We start from the raw sequence: 17574 nt of genomic DNA, 5'->3' as shown, positions 1-17574 counted from the left end.
TATTGTGCTCAGGTTATATCGTAAGCCAAATAAGGGGTTAATAGGAGTAGATATTAGTTCAACTTCTGTTAAGGTTCTGGAACTTTCTGTAAAAGGCGGCAGGCATTGGGTCGAAAGCTATGCTTTGGTACCACTGCAAGAAGGCAGTGTTGTTGAAAAAAATATCTTAAACCCTGAAGCGGTTGGGGATTCTCTTGAGCGCGCAATTAATTTAGCCAATACGCAATCTTCAAATGCAGCATTTGCAATTCCAACATCTATGGTGATCACAAAGGTCATTGAGATGGATGCGGATATGACAAGTGATGAGCGTGAAGTACAAATTCGTATGGATGCTGAACAATACATTCCATTCCCGCTGGATGAAGCAAGTCTAGATTTTGAAGTTCTCCCTGACGTTTTATCTAATCCAAATCGCGTTAATGTTTTATTGGTTGCAACGCTGATTGAAAATATCGAAGGGCGTTCTGAAGTTTTAGAAATGGCGGGTTTAACACCTAAAATTGCGGATGTCGAAAGTTTTGCATTAGAAAATGCCTTTAAGGTTTTTTCAGATACGCTACCGATGGGTGTAAAAACGGTTGGGATTTTAGATATTGGTCATAGCATGACGACCTTATATGTAATGCAAAACAATAAAGTTATCTACAGTCGTGAACAGGTATTTGGTGGTAAACAACTTACCCAAGAAATTCAGAACCGTTATGGTCTTTCTTTTGAAGAAGCTGGGCGTGCGAAAAAAACGCGTGCTTTACCAGACGATTATGATGTTGAAGTATTAGAGCCTTTTCTAGAGGCCGTAGTGCAACAAGCTGCACGTTCATTACAATTCTTCTTTTCATCTTCACAGTTCAATGAAATTGATCATATTTTATTGGCTGGGGGAAATGCCAATATTCCTGGTCTTGCAAAATTGTTACAACAAAAGCTGGGATATCGAGTCACGATTGCCAATCCATTCTTACAAATGGGTTTTTCACCTCAAATTGATATTAAAAAAATTGAAAATGATGCTTCATCATTATTGGTGGCATGTGGCTTAGCATTGAGGAGTTTTGATTAATGGCAAAAATTAACTTACTCCCTTGGCGCGATGAGCTAAGAGAGAAACGAAAAAAAGAATTTATTGCGATTTGCATTGGGGCATTTTTTCTAGGGGTTATTGCAGCAGCTGCGGTTTGGTTCTACTACGATCAGAAATTACAAGATCAAGAGCAAGCCAATCAGTTGATTGTGAGTACTAACCAAAATTTAGATGTGCAGTTAAAGTCACTCGATGGTTTACAAGAACAACGTAATGCAATTATTGAACGCATGAAGCTTATTCAAGGTTTACAAAGCCAACGTCCAATCGCAGTACATCTGATAGATGAATTGGTTCGTGTGGTACCGAGTAATGTTTATATTACAAGGTTTACTCGATCTGGAGATAAGTTTACTTTTGAAGGTAAGGCGGAAAGTCCAAACGCTGTTGCAGAATTTTTGCGTAATTTGGAAGCTTCACCTTGGTATCGAAATGCTTTCATGAATTCGTTCTTGGCTGTTGAAGTAAATAAAGATCAAGCCCCAAAATCCGTGGTTCCTCGTGTTGAAGAAAGTTATGGTAATTTTGTGGTCACTGCAGATCTAGATACGATCCCACAACCCGTAGCAAATGCAGAAGGAAGTGCTACAGGAGCTGATTCAGCAGCATCTACAGCGGAGGTGGCGAAATGAGTCGTGAAGAATTTGATGAATTAAATCAAGCATCTGTTGCGCCCGCAAAGAAAAAAATGACGCTGGATAAATTCTTACAACAATTCAATACTTTGGATCCAAATAACTATGGTAGTTGGCCCTTATCGGTCAAAATTACTTGTTGGATTTTTATTGTACTGCTGGTATTAGCTTTAGCTTATTTTGTCATGATCAAAGGCAAAATTGAATCAATCGCAAATGCAAATGCACAAGAACAAAACTTATTAAATGAATTCCGTGAAAAAGAATCTAAGTTGCGTAATTTACAACAATATCAAACTCAATTGCAGGATATGGAGGCGCGTTTTAATCAGCAATTGGATCAATTGCCGAAAGAAACTGAAATTCCAGGTTTGGTTGAAGATATCAACGTAACAGGTGTGAATTCGGGGTTGAAGTTTAAGAATATTCGACTTGAACCGGAAGTAAAGCAAGAGTTCTTTATTGAACAGCCGATTTCGATGGAAGCAACTGGTGATTATCACGCCTTTGGTAGTTTTGTAAGTGGAATTGCAGGATTATCTCGTATTGTCACTTTGCATGATTTTACGATTAGCTCTTCTGAAAATCCTCAGAAAAAATCTGAAATTCCAAGCATAAATTATACTCTTCAGGCCAAAACTTATCGTTATGTAGGTAATAGTGATAATGCATCCACGGAAGGAGCACAATAATGAAAATGAATAAAATTGCCTTATTTTCACTCATTGGCTTTGTTTTAGTTGGATGTGATAGTCGTATTGATGCAGTTAATCAAGAAATGGCAAATATTCGTAATCAACCACCTTTGCCAATTGAGCCAGCACCAGATTTTACTTCGACAGAAACCTTTGTTTATGCTGCACATCAACTAAAGAGCCCTTTCTTGCCAAGTTCATTGGCAGCAGAGCTGAAAATTATGGCGGGTAAACGTGTTTATCCAAACTTTAATCGTCAGCAACAGCCTTTAGAAAGTTATGCTTTAGAAACTTTAAATATGAAGGGAAGTTTGCGTAATCAAGCGGGTGGTATTATCGCATTGATTCAAACTCCTGATGGGCAAATTGAGCGTGTTCAACGTGGTAATTATATGGGGCTTAATCAGGGGCGTATTGTTAATATCACGCCGACACAGATTGACTTGATTGAGGTTATTCCAGATGGGCGAGAAGGATATGTGGAACGTCCGAGAAGTCTTATTTTAATTGGACCAGCACCTTAAGCTTAAAGGAATAAAAATGAAAAATAGTATGCAAGATTTTATTTTTGGGGATGGCAATACAATGAACCGTATGTTTCGTCAGTTTTCTATGGGTGCTGTAGCAATGGCTGTCATGCAAGCCGCAAGTGCGGGTGTTGCAGTGACGAATGTGGTGCCAATGCAAATTCCAGGACAGGGTACTGAAATTCGTGTCATGTTCAATGGTTTGCCACCACAACCTCAAGCTTATCAGTTGGAACAGCCATCACGTTTAGTTTTAGATTTTGATAAAGCACAGCAAAATCTTAAACAAAGCTCGATCCCAGTTGCGACCAGTGAAGCAAATTCTGTTGATATTAGTTCAGATGCGCAGCGCGCTCGTTTAACCGTCAATTTAGCTGATGCAGGCGCATTTACAACACGTGTTGAAGGGAATACGTTCATTCTAAAAATTAATGCGGCAAATGCATTGGCACCTACACCTGTAGCGGCGCAAAAGCAGGCACAAGGCATTTCTGATATTGGGTTTAAACGTGGTTCAGCTGGCGAAGGCTTAGTTGTTATTGATTTGTTAGGAAGCAATACCCCTGTTGATGTACAACAACAAGGTAGCAAAATTGTTGTACGTACTTTAGGGAATAAAGTACCAGCACATTTGGCACGTCGTTTGAATGTGAATGATTTTGCGACACCTGTTGCTACGGTAGATGCACAAAATGATCGTGGTAGTGGGTTGATTACGATTTCATCGAGTGGTAGTTATGAATACATGGCTTATCAGACAGATAATCGACTAACCATTAGCTTAAAGCGTCCTGAAGATAAAAACCCAGCGCGTGCAAAAGCTTCAAATCACTATACGGGCAAAAAGATCTCTTTAGATTTCCAAGATATTGAAGTACGTCGTGTATTACAGTTACTTGCAGATTTTACAGATATCAATATGGTTGCTGCGGATTCTGTAAATGGCAATATTACATTACGTTTAAAAGATGTTCCTTGGGATCAAGCATTAGATATTGTACTAAAAACTAAGAATTTAGATAAGCGTAGAAATGGTAATGTCATTTGGATTGCACCTGTTTCAGAGTTGATTAAAGCAGAAGAAGATGAAGCAAAAGCCATTGAGCAGAGTATAAAACTTGCACCAATTCAAACAGAATACTTAAAGCTAAGCTATGCCAAAGTTGCTGATATTGAAAAGTTAATTACACAAAGTAAGACCAACAATACGGGTGGTACAAATAGTGGTAATAATGCTTCTGATGCATTACTTAGTTCACGTGGTTCAATCTCAGTGGATGCGCGAACTAACACTTTAATTGTCAATGATACAGCTCAAAATATTGATAAAATCCGTAAGATGGTCGATTTACTTGATGTTGAAGTGAAGCAGGTCATGGTTGAGGCGCGAATAGTTACAGCTCAAACAGAATTTTCACGTGAGTTGGGTGTGAGTTGGGGCTTGCAACGTAATAATCCAAGCTTAAGTGCTGGTGCAAACGGTTCAAACGTTTGGGGTGGAGATTATTCGCCTAAGTTTGATCTAGGTGTGGACTTGGCGACTGGGACAGCGGGAACCTTTAATTTTGGTTTGTTAAAGATTTCTGATTTTATGTTGGATTTACAATTAACTGCGCTACAGTCTGATGGTCATGGTGAGGTTTTATCAGCACCAAAAGTGATGACTGGGGATAAGCAGAAGGCATCAATTTTACGTGGTGATCAAATTCCATATCAATCGTGGAGTGCTGAGGGTGGTACGACAACTAGCTTCGTTGATGCTAACCTAAAGTTAGAAGTCACGCCGAGTATTACGCCTGATGGCAAAGTACAAATGGATCTCAAAATTGAAAAAGATACCATTGGTGAACTGACTTCGGCTGGTTATCTAATCAATACAAACAAACTTGAAACCAATGTTCTAGTTGGTGATGGTGAGACGATTGTATTGGGTGGTATTTTTGATGATATCAAACGTAATCAGTATCAAAAAGTTCCATTCCTAGGTGATTTACCATTTGTTGGAGTGTTGTTTAAAAACAATGTGAAGACAAATGCGCAAACTGAGTTGCTAATTTTTGTTACGCCACGAATTGTTAATGACAGTGTTTCAAGAAATCATTAATATATTTTGAAATTAACAAAATCAAAAGGTGACTCCTTGCCAAGCAAAGAGTTTGAATCCCTACCAAATATATATTTGGTAGGGCCTATGGGGGCAGGCAAAACAACCGTTGGACGGCATCTGGCAGAATTGTTAGGGCGTGAATTTCTTGATAGTGATCATGAAATTGAGCGTAAAACAGGTGCTACCATTCCCTGGATTTTTGAAAAAGAAGGGGAAGCGGGTTTTCGTAGTCGTGAAACTATTGTTATCGATGAGTTAACGGCTCGAGAACATTTGGTTTTAGCCACAGGTGGTGGTGCAGTCACTCAAGCCCCTAACCGCGAATTTCTCAAGCATCGTGGTATTGTGGTTTATCTCTATACGCCAGTTGAAATTCAATTGCAGCGCACCTTTCGCGATAAAAATCGCCCTTTATTGCAAGTTGAAAATCCTGAACAGAAGTTGAAAGATTTACTTGCGATACGTGACCCACTCTATCGTGAAGTTGCACATCATATTATTGAAACGAATCAAGGTGCAGCGCGTGATTTAGCGCATAAAATCTTGAACTTAATCGTTTCCACTCCTGTACTTAGTCAGTCCTAGATCGGCGATATTCATGCAAACCTTATATGTTGAACTTGGCGAACGCCGTTATCCTATATTTATTGGTAGTGATTTAAATCCACAAAGCTTGTTAGCACCTTATATTCATGGGCAGCAAGTGATGATTGTATCCAATGAGACAGTCGCACCACTGTATTTAGAGCACTATCAGCAATCAATCCAAGCCTTGGGTAAAACAGTTGCGACATGTATCTTGCCAGACGGTGAGAAATATAAAAATAGTGAGCATTTGAATCTTATTTTTGATGCCTTACTTCAGGCTGGCTTCAATCGAGATTGTACTGTACTTGCTTTGGGTGGTGGTGTGATTGGAGACATGGCTGGATTTGCATCGGCATGTTTCCAGCGTGGTGTGTACTTTATTCAAGTACCTACTACTTTATTGTCACAGGTAGATTCAAGTGTTGGTGGTAAAACAGGCATTAACCATCCTTTGGGTAAAAACATGATTGGTGCATTCCAACAACCTCAGGTTGTGTTGGCAGATATGTCTCAATTGGATACATTACCCGATCGTGAGTTATCAGCAGGTTTGTCTGAAGTTATTAAATATGCGTTACTTGGTGATTCAGGTTTCTTAGTTTGGCTAGAACAAAATATGGATGGCTTAGTGCAGCGTGATGCTCACTTGCTAGCAGAAGCGGTATATCGCTCATGTGCACATAAAGCGCGAATTGTGGCCAATGATGAAAAGGAACAAGGTGAGCGTGCTTTGTTAAATCTAGGTCATACCTTTGGTCATGCAATTGAATCATACTTAGGTTATGGTGAGTGGTTACATGGCGAAGCTGTTGCTGTAGGTATGATTATGGCTGCTGACTTGTCGCATCGTATGGGTTGGCTTAGTGCAGATGATGTACAACGTACAAAAAATATCATTTTACGTGCCAATTTACCTGTAGTTTGCCCTAAAATTCCATTAGATCAATTCTTGTCATATATGTCGCATGATAAAAAAGTGTTGAATGGTCAGTTGCGTTTGGTGCTAATGAAGCAACTCGGTAAAGCTGTCATCACGAAAGAATTTGATGTGGAATTAATGAAACAAGCCATTCTGGCAAATCAAAGATAAGTAAAAGGTTCATCATGGCGCTTCAAAAGGCAAAATTTCCTATCCAGCAATACGTTTGGCTCGTATTTGGAGGGGCTTGCCTGTTTGGCGCGCTCGTGTTCTGGGCGGTTACAGACACCAAAGAATTAATAGAGGTGGATAAACAGCCCGAAACAGAAGTTGAATTACAAATTCAGCCTGAAAAAGTTGCTGCAATGAACCATCTTGGTGCGTTATATGATGAGGTGAAACCTTTAGATATGACTACACGTGTGGTGGTGACTGCACAGCATGAAGCTGAGTTTCGTGGTACAAAATTCATCGCTGAACATAAAAATGATGTGGCAGTCGAGATTTTTCGTAGCTCAAATGAAGAAATTGTAAAAAGCTTCTTGAAAAAGCAAAGTGATCGTAAGCCTTTCATCTATTTGAGACTTTCTGGTGAGGATCACCCAGAGCAATATGTTTTATTGTATGGTGTGTATCGTAGTAATAGTGAAGCAAATCAGGCTATTGCAGATATGAAAATAGGGTTACCTGCTTCTGTAAAGCCAGTAGTTATTGCGATTGATCAATATCAGCCGTTGGTGAATGATTTAGGTACAGAAGAATTAAAAAATAACAGTAAGGTTTATTCAGTTAAATTAAAAACTGCACCTCTGCCACAGGTTGATGAGGCACAGTTGGCGGCAGCACGAATAAAAGCACAAGCCCAGCAGTCAGAAACACAAGTGGATTCAACGAAAAATGTTACCACGAGTACCACAGTAACTCGACGAGATGCATCGGGTAATGTGGTCAATGTGCAGAAATCTCAGAGTAGTGTAGAGCCAAGTCGCCCTAAAACAACGCCAACAAATAGTGCGGAACATGAGGTGAGTGACCCATTTAATTAGTTCGGGCTAAAATGGCGCACTAAGTTGTCATCTTATTTTAAAAGTGCGCCTTATTGGTGCAATTTTGATTAAAAATAAAACATCAAATAACAATATTGAATATAAAATCCTTAACTCCTAGATACTTGCTTGTAGGTTTCTTTAATGTGGCATGAAACTTGCTTTATTGGTGCATCAATTGAATATATCTCCCTATTTTGGCGCGAAAATGATTCGATGAGAGTGCGAAGCGGTCGGGCTGATGAGAACTGATGGTTCTGCAAAATATGTCTCAATTTACATGCAAGATTATGATTTTCGGTATATCTTAAGCATGTGAAGAAGAAATAAATTTGCTCAGCAAAACAATTTATGTGAGTAGATTAAGACTAAATCGCGAAGAAAAAATTAGATTTTGTTATTGGCTCGAAAGAGCAGTGTAGAAAAGAAGGGTACGCTATGCACATGCCATCGCCTAATACTGTAGCTCCCGCTCAAGGTTTATACCAACCGGATGAGTTTAAAGATAACTGTGGTTTCGGTTTAATTGCCCATATGCAGGGTGATGCAAGCCATGATCTCGTTAAGACCGCTATTCATAGCCTAAGCTGTATGACCCACCGTGGCGGTATTGCTGCCGATGGTAAAACGGGTGACGGCTGTGGTTTGCTTTTGGCCATGCCAAAGCAATTTTTTCGTGAAGAAGCGAAAAAAATTAGTGATATCACTTTAAGTGAAGTCTTTGCTGTCGGAACGGTTTTTCTAAATTTAGATCCAGCCCTTGCTGCGCACTCAAAACAAGTATTAACCAAAGAAATTGAATCTGAAGGCTGTAAAGTTTTAGGTTGGCGTGTTATTCCAACAAATAATGACGCTTTAGGTTCAATTGCTATGCAGTCATTGCCTGGCTTTGAACAAATTATTGTGAACTGCCCAATGGGTGTAACTGAGGTTGAATTTAACCGTAAGTTATTAATGGCGCGTCGTCGCGCTGAAGAAGCGTTAACTGCAGATCCGTATTTCTATGTAACAACTTTGTGTTCAACTGTGATCAGCTATAAAGGTTTGATGATGCCTGCATATATTGCAGACTTCTATACAGACTTAGCTGATGAACGCTTAGCCTCTCATATTGTGGTTTTCCACCAACGTTTCTCAACCAACACTTTACCGCGTTGGCCTTTGGCACAGCCATTCCGTTATTTGGCACATAATGGTGAAATCAATACCATTACGGCAAACCGTAACTGGGCAATGGCGCGTACGCCTAAATTTGAAAACCCGCTCTTGCCGGGCATTACAGAGTTGAATCCAATTGTGAACCGTACAGGTTCGGATTCATCAAGTATGGATAACATGCTTGAGCTCCTAGTCGGTGGTGGTATGGACTTGTTCCGTGCACTGCGTATGCTCGTTCCACCTGCTTGGCAAAACGTTGAAACTTTAGATGCAGATTTACGTGCGTTCTATGAGTTTAACTCGAAGCACATGGAAGCATGGGATGGTCCAGCAGGCTTGGTAATTCAAGATGGTCGTCATGCGATTTGTATGCTTGATCGTAATGGTTTGCGTCCAGCGCGTTGGGTGATTACTAAAAATGGTTACATCACGCTTGCATCTGAAATTGGTGTATGGGGTTATGAACCAGAAGATGTGATCTCTAAAGGTCGTGTAGGTCCGGGTCAAATCTTAGTGATTGATACGCATACGGGCAAAATGCTCGATACCAAAGATGTGAGCAATCACCTCAAACGCATGCGCCCATACCGTCAATGGTTACGTGAAAACTCAGTTCGTATTCAGGGTAGCCCAGAGCTTGAAGAATATTTATGTGAGCAAGGCTTAAAAGGCGATGACCTAAAAGCGGCACAAAAAATGTTCTTGGTGACTTTTGAAGAACGTGATCAATTGCTTCGTCCAATCGCAGAAAGCGGTCAAGAAGCAGTAGGTTCAATGGGTGATGATACGCCAATGGCAGTATTGTCTCGTCAAGTTCGTCACGTCTCTGATTATTTCCGTCAACAGTTCGCACAAGTAACCAATCCACCAATTGATCCATTACGTGAATCAATTGTGATGTCGCTTGAAACATGTTTAGGACGCGAGCAAAACGTATTTGAACAAAGCCCAGAACATGCAGATCGCTTGATTATTTCAAGCCCAGTTCTATCTAATTCAAAAATGCATCAAATCCGTACGATTGGTCGTACTGGCTATGAAATTGCAGATATTGATTTGAACTATGCTGTAGAAGAAGGTTTAGAAGCTGCAATTGCACGTATCTGTGAAGAAGCAGCGACGGCGATTCGCGCAGGCAAAACTTTGTTGGTTTTAACGGATCGTAAAATCCGTCAAGGCTTCTTGCCAGCCAATGCTTTGATGGCAACAGGCGCAGTGCATCATCACTTGATTAATGCTGGTCTACGTACAGATGCTAACATTATTGTTGAAACAGCTTTGGCACGTGATGCTCACCAATTTGCCGTGATCTTAGGTTTTGGTGCGACAGCAATTTATCCATACTTAGCTTATGACGTGATTAATGATTTGATCGCGAAAGGCGAGTTATTGGGTGACCCAATTCATGCACAAGCAAACTTCCGTAAAGGCATTGAGAAAGGCTTACTCAAAGTACTTTCTAAAATGGGTATTTCAACCGTTGCGTCTTACCGTGGTGGTCAACTATTTGAAGCCGTTGGTTTGTCGGATGAAGTGGTTGCGAAGTGCTTTACGGGTGTACCAAGTCGTATTAAAGGTGCAACATTTGTAGACCTTGAAAATGATTTGAAAAAATTGGCAGATTTAGCGTGGAAATCACGTAAGCCAATCGATCAAGGCGGTATGTTGAAGTTTGTCTTTGACAAGGAATACCATGCATTTAACCCAGACGTGATTAATGCTTTACACAAAGCAGTACGTTCGGGCAACTATGCAGACTTTAAAGAATATGCTGAGTTAGTGAATCACCGTCCAATCGCAACGATTCGTGATTTATTCAAACTCAAAACTGACAATTCAATTGCATTGGATCAAGTTGAATCAGTAGAAGCTATTTTACCTCGCTTCGATTCAGCAGGGATGTCTTTGGGTGCTTTATCACCTGAAGCACATGAAGCGATTGCAATTGCGATGAATACGATCGGTGGCCGTTCTAACTCAGGTGAGGGCGGTGAAGATCCAGCGCGTTATGGCACAATCCGTAACTCGAAAATCAAACAAATTGCATCAGGCCGTTTTGGTGTTACTCCTGCGTATTTAACTTCTGCAGAAGTGCTTCAAATTAAAGTGGCTCAAGGTGCAAAACCAGGTGAAGGTGGTCAGTTGCCGGGTGGTAAAGTGAACGGCTTAATTGCACGTTTACGTTACTCTGTACCGGGTGTAACGCTGATTTCGCCTCCGCCGCATCACGACATTTACTCAATTGAAGATTTATCACAGTTAATCTTTGACTTAAAACAAGTTAACCCACAGGCGATGGTGTCAGTTAAGCTTGTTTCTGAGCCGGGTGTTGGTACGATTGCGGCCGGTGTAGCAAAAGCGTATGCCGATTTCATTACCATTTCTGGTTATGACGGTGGTACAGCGGCTTCTCCACTTTCTTCAATTCACCACGCAGGCTCTCCTTGGGAGCTTGGTCTAAGCGAGGCGCATCAAGCACTTCGTGTGAATGACCTACGTGGTAAAGTCCGTGTTCAAACCGATGGTGGTTTAAAAACAGGTTTAGACGTGGTTAAAGCAGCTATTCTAGGTGCTGAAAGCTTCGGTTTTGGTTCTACACCAATGATCGCTTTGGGTTGTAAATACCTACGTATTTGTCACTTAAATAACTGTGCAACGGGTGTTGCAACACAGCAAGATCATTTACGTCAGGAACACTATATTGGTGAACCTGAAATGTTGATCAATTTCTTCCACTTTATTGCAGAAGAAACGCGTGAATGGTTGGCAGCATTAGGTGTGGCAAGTCTAAAAGACTTGATCGGTCGTACAGATTTATTAGAAGCATTACCTGGCGAAACTGAAAAGCATGCACATCTAGATTTAAGCAAATTACTTGAATCACACCCAGCAGCTGAAGGTAAAGCACAGTACTGTCAAGTTGAAGGCAATGCGCCATTTGACAAAGGCTTGCTTGCAGAGAAAATGGTGGCAGAAATGCTTCCAGCGATTGAAGCGGGTACAACGGGTGAATATAGCTTCACGATTGGTAACTGCGACCGTTCAATTGGCGCACGTATCTCGGGTGAAATTGCAAAACGCTATGGTAACTTGAGTATGGAAGCACACCCAGTTAAAGTGAATTTAACAGGTACTGCGGGTCAGTCTTTAGGTGTGTGGAACGCGGGTGGTTTGCATATTAGCCTTGAGGGTGATGCAAATGACTACGTGGGTAAAGGTATGGCGGGTGGTCGTATCTCAATTTTCCCACCAAAAGGTTCACCATTCCAAACGCAAAATACGGCAATTATTGGTAACACATGTTTGTACGGTGCGACTGGCGGTAAACTCTTTGCTGCAGGTACTGCGGGTGAGCGTTTTGCGGTACGAAACTCAGGCGCATTTGCGGTGATTGAAGGTGCAGGCGACCATTGCTGTGAATACATGACTGGCGGTATTGTGACTGTACTGGGTAAAGTAGGTCATAACTTCGGTGCTGGTATGACAGGTGGTTTTGCTTATGTACTTGATTTGGATAATGACTTCGTTGATCATTACAACCACGAACTGATTGAGTTGAACCGTATTTCTACAGAAGCGATGGAAGAGCATCAAGAATTCTTACTTCGTATCTTAGATCAACACATTAAAGAAACAGGTAGTGCTTGGGCGTATAAGATCCGCCATGAGTTTGACTTCTATAGCCGTAAATTCTGGCTTGTGAAACCAAAAGCTGCAAACTTGCAGACTTTGCTAAAAACAACTCAAGCTGATCCACAATAATTCCACTACTGCAGAGATATAGGCAGATGCAGTGCTGACTTGGAATCAGTCTGCATCTACCCACGGAGAGAGACATGGCAGAGCGCCTAAATAATGACTTTCAATTCCTGGATGTACCACGCCAAGATCCAGAGAAAAAAGATATTGATGTCCGCAAAGCAGAGTTTGTGGAAATTTATAAACCGTTCACTGCGGAAGTGGCTGCCAATCAAACACATCGCTGTTTAGGTTGTGGTAACCCTTACTGTGAATGGAAATGTCCAGTACATAACTACATTCCAAACTGGTTGAAGTTGATTGCAGAAGGTCGTATTTTCCAAGCGGCTGAACTGTGCCATCAAACCAATACTTTGCCTGAAGTTTGTGGTCGAGTATGTCCACAAGACCGTTTATGTGAAGGTGCATGTACACTGAATGATGGTTTTGGTGCTGTGACTATTGGTAATGCTGAAAAGTATATCAATGACACCGCATTTGCTTTGGGCTGGCGTCCAGATATGTCATCTGTGACATGGACGGACAAAAAAGTTGCGATTATTGGTGCAGGTCCTGCAGGTTTAGGTTGTGCAGATATTTTGGTACGTAATGGCGTAAAACCCGTTGTATTTGATAAGCGTCCTGAAATTGGTGGTTTACTGACTTTTGGTATTCCAGAATTTAAAATGGAAAAAGATGTGATGAAACGTCGCCGTGAAATTTTCACAGGCATGGGCGTTGAATTCCGTTTAAATACTGAAATTGGTACAGACGTGACCATTGATCAGCTACTTGCAGACTACGATGCTGTGTTTATGGGTATGGGAACATACACCTACATGAAAGGTGGTTTTGCAGGTGAAGATTTAGACGGCGTTGTTGATGCGCTGGATTTCTTGATCGCCAATGTCAATCGTACTCAAGGCTGGGAAAAAGACCCATCTGAATATATTAGTGTAGAAGGTAAAAAGGTCATTGTACTGGGTGGTGGTGACACTGCGATGGACTGTAACCGTACTTCTATTCGTCAAGGTGCTGAGTCTGTAACATGTGCATATCGTCGTGACGAAGAAAACATGCCAGGTTCGCGTCGTGAAGTGAAAAACGCGAAAGAAGAAGGCGTTGAATTTAAATTCAACCGTCAACCGATCGAAATCGTCGGTGAAAATGGCAAAGTGACAGGCGTTAAAGTTGTAACGACTCAGTTGGGTGAGCCAGATAGCCGTGGTCGTCGTAGTCCTGAACCAATTCCAGGTTCTGAAGAAGTTCTTCCTGCTGATGCGGTACTTCTTGCCTTTGGTTTCCGTACTTCTCCGGCAGATTGGTTTGCAGGTGTGAACATTAATTTGGATGGTTCTGGTCGTGTAGTGGCAGCAGAACAGCAAGAATTTAAATTCCAAACGTCAAATCCAAAAATCTTCGCTGGTGGCGATATGGTTCGTGGTTCTGACTTGGTAGTTACTGCAATTGCAGAAGGTCGTCAGGCTGCGGAAGGCATCTTAGATTACCTTGATGTTTAATTGAGCCTATATCGTTTTAAAACCCGCCTCGGCGGGTTTTTTATTGGGCTGACTGCCTAAAATGATACGTATGTGGTCTATTCGGATAAATCCATCTTCAGATTGTAAAACAAGACTGAAAATTGAACAATTTTGCAAATGGGCTAAGCTTTTTTGCCATGTGTGCATGGCTTTATGATGCTCATACTGGATTCTTGAATTCTAAATTAGAGATGTTCAAAATGACTGTAGTGACGACACAAAAATCATATCAAAATCGTCCAAAAGCCATTGGTATTACTGCACGTAAACTACAGTTTAATCCTAAGGCTATTCGCCGGCACTATTTTGCCAATTCACCTGTGATGTCACATTTATTGACCGCACTGTCTTCAACATTTCCAATTGGTGAACAGTTTTTTGTACATAGTGTACGTAATGTGCGAAATCAGGTGACGGATAAAAAATTGCAGGCGCAAATCGCTGCATTTATTGGTCAGGAGGCGATGCATTCTAAGGCGCATGCCGAATTTAATGATGCTTGGCGTTCAGACGATTATAACTTAGATCGTTTTCAAGCATGGTTAGCGCGTAAAGATAGCTATGTGAAAAACTTACATCCTAAAATTCAATTAGCAATTACCTGTGCCTTTGAGCATTTTACCGCGTTATTGGGGGGCTATATTCTGCGTCATCCAGAGGTGTTAAGTACTTTAGATTCAGATGCTGTAAAGCTCTGGGTTTGGCATGCGATAGAAGAGATTGAACACCGCTCAGTGGCATTTGATGTCTATCAGCATGTTTATGGCGATGACAAGATCCGCCGTATGATTATGCGTAGTGTGACTACAGGTTTTGCCAGTTTAACTTTTTATTCTGCCACTAAGCTGTTTATGCAAGACCGTAAAAAGAGTTTGCCCAAAGTAGGCGGTAATATTTTTGGCACGTATTTGCTGGGTAAAATGTTTATACAGTTAATTCCAGAATATTTATCTTATTACAAACAGAACTTTCATCCTTCTGAAATTGATTACACGGACATTGTGCAGTATTGGAAACAGCAACTTGCAGATGAATACCATGTGGAAAGCTTTCAAACGGAGCAGACGCTTATACGATATAGTTGAATGATGATGAAAGGCCCAAGAATTGGGCTTTTTTTATGTGTTTTCACTTTGTTAAAGAAATGCAACAAAACCAAAAGAAAATAGCGCTAGAATAAATTTATTTAAACAAATACAAATAAATACTCGAGGTTAATTGGGATGAATTTAATAAAAAATAGTATGTTGGCGCTGGCTTTGGCAGGTAGTTTAAGCTTAACAGGCTGTGGCTATAACACTTTGCAAGTGAAGGATGAGGCAGTCAATGCATCGTGGTCTGAGGTACAAAACCAATATCAACGTCGTGCAGATTTAGTGCCTAACTTGGTCAATGTTGTGAAGGGTTATGCAAAACATGAAGAACAAGTACTGACTGAAGTGACGCAGGCTCGTTCAAATGTTGCCGGTTTAAAAGTAGATAAAGAAGTACTTGAAAATCCTGAACTATTTAAAAAATATCAAGAAGCACAATCGCAAATGACCAGTGCGTTATCACGTTTGATTGCAGTTTCAGAAAATTATCCAGATTTAAAAGCCAATGAACAATTTAAAGATCTACAAGTGCAATTAGAAGGTACAGAAAACCGTATTGCAGTTGCGCGTAATCGTTATATTTCAACTGTTCAGGACTATAACGGCTATGTTCGCCAATTTCCTCAAGCAATGACTGCAAAAGTGATTGGAATGAAAACAAAACCAAACTTTAGTGCTGAGCAAAGTGCTCAATCTGCACCTAAAGTGACTTTTGATTAAATTGTTGCGCTAAAGCCTGTAAGGAATGCTGATGTCTAAACGTTTGCACAACTCTAAAGCTTACTTGGGGTTGTATTTCGCTCTGTGCTTAAGTCTATTGAGTCTGAGTAGTCATACCTGGAGTGAGACTGCTGTTGCTCAAGATGAGGCTGTGAATGAAATCGCCGTGGCCTCAAAGATCATAAAAGAGCAACAATCGGCGACAAAGACGAGTCAACCAACAGCAACGGCATCAGCTGACGCAGTAACGCAGCCTGCACCTAATATTGCCAATGATATGGCAGAAGGCCAAAGTGAGCGAGCTTTACCCACACTAAACACACCGATTGTGGATCAAGCAGGCTTATTAAGTGCAGCGGAAAATCAGGCCATTAGCCAGAAAGTCCTACAGCTACATAAAACTGCCAAAGCACAGGTTGGTATTATTATTGTACCGACCACGGGGCAAGAAGACATTTTCTCTTATGCCATGCGAGTTGCAGATCAGTGGAAGCTTGGAACAGCCAAACAAGACAATGGTCTGTTAATGGCGATTGCAGTGAATGATCATCGCATACAAATATTGTCGGGTTATGGATTAGAAGGTGTGTTACCTGATGTGGTATTGAGTCGAATTATTCGGAATAACATCACACCCTATTTCAAGCAAAATCAGTATGCTCAAGGGATTCAAGCAGGATTAAATGAGATTGAAAAAGTCCTGAATATGGATCCAGAAGTGGCCGCTCAAGCCGCTCAAGCTTTAAAAGAGCAACAGGAGCAGGCTTTACATGAGCAACAAGCCAAAGAAAAAACCATGATGACTGCTTTGTTTATTTTAATTGCAGGCATTATTGGCTCGTATATTGTAGGTAATCGATTGAGTGCAGCAACAGCAGCTGTCGCAGGTACGGTTGCGGGGCTAGTGAATGGTGCAGGTTTAATTACTAGCTTGCTTATTGGTGGTGGTATTTTCTTTTTATTAATTACGGCTTTGGCACAAGTGATCTTTCAAGCCTTCCTCTCAGGTGGTGGACGAGGTGGCGGTGGCTCTGGTGGGGGCTTTGGCGGTGGAGGTTACCGTGGAGGCGGAGGTGGTTTTGGTGGAGGAGGTGCTTCAGGCTCATGGTAACAACATCTGAAACAACAAAAATTTTAACGCAACCTAAAATTCAAGATTTGCACCAGCCAAGCTTCAAACGTTGGCTAAAGCATTTTTGCTTTTTACCTGCGACAAAACGCTATTTTGATCAACAAGATCAGCATGCGATTGCGCAAGCTGTGACGCGTGCAGAGCAGGGGCATGTGGGTGAAATACAAGTGGTTATTGAGGGGCATATTCCTGCACATCAAGCCTATTCACAAAATACCTATGCACGGGCACAGCAATTATTTGCAGAATTAGGCGTATGGGATACTGAGCATAATAGTGGTGTATTGTTATATCTAAATTTATGTGAACGTAGTGTAGAGATTGTGATTGATCGAGGCATTAAAAACTTAACCGAACAAAAAGTTTGGCAAGATATTTGTGAATCCATGTTGAAAGCTTTAAAGCAAGGGAATTATCGCGATTCTGTGGTGAATGGCGTTGTGGAAATTGGGGAAGTGCTTGGAAAATTTTATGAGGAAGTGCAAGTAGTCGAAAAAAACGAAATTTCGGATTTGCCAGTGATCTTGTAGGCATGAAATATGAGTAAGATAGTGACATTAATTGTCACTTTTAAACACAAAAAGAGACAA

Annotated in this window: 14 protein-coding genes; all 14 read left to right on the top strand. The window is 41.0% G+C overall.

The window, feature by feature from the left end; genetic code table 11:
• Window positions 1-4: 4 nt before the first annotated feature.
• On the top strand, window positions 5-1063 hold the full coding sequence (locus EXE29_RS02980; protein ID WP_106983927.1) for a pilus assembly protein PilM: 1059 nt from the start codon (window positions 5-7) through the stop codon (window positions 1061-1063).
• Window positions 1063-1716, top strand: a complete 654-nt coding sequence (locus EXE29_RS02975) for a PilN domain-containing protein (RefSeq protein ID WP_120363897.1) — start codon at window positions 1063-1065, stop codon at window positions 1714-1716. The genes EXE29_RS02980 and EXE29_RS02975 overlap by 1 nt, the downstream gene beginning before the upstream one ends.
• Window positions 1713-2411, top strand: coding sequence for a type IV pilus inner membrane component PilO (locus EXE29_RS02970; protein WP_106983929.1), 699 nt, complete (start codon window positions 1713-1715; stop codon window positions 2409-2411). The genes EXE29_RS02975 and EXE29_RS02970 overlap by 4 nt, the downstream gene beginning before the upstream one ends.
• A complete protein-coding gene (locus EXE29_RS02965) occupies window positions 2411-2938 on the top strand; it encodes a pilus assembly protein PilP (protein ID WP_106983930.1) in 528 nt (175 codons plus the stop codon). Before EXE29_RS02970 ends, EXE29_RS02965 begins: the two co-directional genes overlap by 1 nt.
• Window positions 2939-2954: 16 nt before the next feature.
• On the top strand, window positions 2955-5045 hold the full coding sequence (locus EXE29_RS02960; RefSeq protein ID WP_106983931.1) for a type IV pilus secretin PilQ: 2091 nt from the start codon (window positions 2955-2957) through the stop codon (window positions 5043-5045).
• A 36-nt stretch (window positions 5046-5081) separates the two neighbouring features.
• Window positions 5082-5633, top strand: coding sequence for a shikimate kinase AroK (gene aroK, locus EXE29_RS02955; protein WP_106983932.1), 552 nt, complete (start codon window positions 5082-5084; stop codon window positions 5631-5633).
• A gap of 13 nt (window positions 5634-5646) precedes the next feature.
• The gene (aroB, locus tag EXE29_RS02950; protein WP_120363898.1) at window positions 5647-6726 is read left to right on the top strand and encodes a 3-dehydroquinate synthase; all 1080 of its coding nucleotides are present in this window, start codon (window positions 5647-5649) and stop codon (window positions 6724-6726) included.
• A gap of 14 nt (window positions 6727-6740) precedes the next feature.
• On the top strand, window positions 6741-7601 hold the full coding sequence (locus tag EXE29_RS02945) for a hypothetical protein (protein ID WP_117006900.1): 861 nt from the start codon (window positions 6741-6743) through the stop codon (window positions 7599-7601).
• Window positions 7602-8045: 444 nt separating this feature from the next.
• On the top strand, window positions 8046-12521 hold the full coding sequence (gltB, locus tag EXE29_RS02940; protein ID WP_106983935.1) for a glutamate synthase large subunit: 4476 nt from the start codon (window positions 8046-8048) through the stop codon (window positions 12519-12521).
• Window positions 12522-12595: 74 nt separating this feature from the next.
• Window positions 12596-14017, top strand: coding sequence for a glutamate synthase small subunit GltD family protein (locus EXE29_RS02935; RefSeq protein WP_117006899.1), 1422 nt, complete (start codon window positions 12596-12598; stop codon window positions 14015-14017).
• Between the two features lie 221 nt (window positions 14018-14238).
• Window positions 14239-15123 (top strand): metal-dependent hydrolase, encoded by an 885-nt coding sequence (locus EXE29_RS02930; RefSeq protein WP_120363930.1) that lies wholly within the window; start codon window positions 14239-14241, stop codon window positions 15121-15123.
• A 138-nt stretch (window positions 15124-15261) separates the two neighbouring features.
• Window positions 15262-15852, top strand: coding sequence for a LemA family protein (locus EXE29_RS02925; RefSeq protein WP_106983937.1), 591 nt, complete (start codon window positions 15262-15264; stop codon window positions 15850-15852).
• A gap of 25 nt (window positions 15853-15877) precedes the next feature.
• Window positions 15878-16963: a TPM domain-containing protein gene (locus tag EXE29_RS02920; protein ID WP_410159305.1), complete on the top strand. Its 1086-nt coding sequence runs from the start codon at window positions 15878-15880 to the stop codon at window positions 16961-16963.
• Complete coding sequence (locus tag EXE29_RS02915; protein ID WP_120363900.1) at window positions 16957-17514, top strand: TPM domain-containing protein; 558 nt, start codon at window positions 16957-16959, stop codon at window positions 17512-17514. The genes EXE29_RS02920 and EXE29_RS02915 overlap by 7 nt, the downstream gene beginning before the upstream one ends.
• The last annotated feature ends 60 nt before the right edge of the window (window positions 17515-17574 follow it).

The sequence above is a fragment of the Acinetobacter sp. WCHAc060006 genome (genome assembly GCF_004209135.1).
In the GTDB taxonomy this organism is placed as follows: Bacteria; Pseudomonadota; Gammaproteobacteria; order Pseudomonadales; family Moraxellaceae; genus Acinetobacter; species Acinetobacter cumulans.
This window is presented reverse-complemented; position numbering and strand designations above follow the sequence as displayed.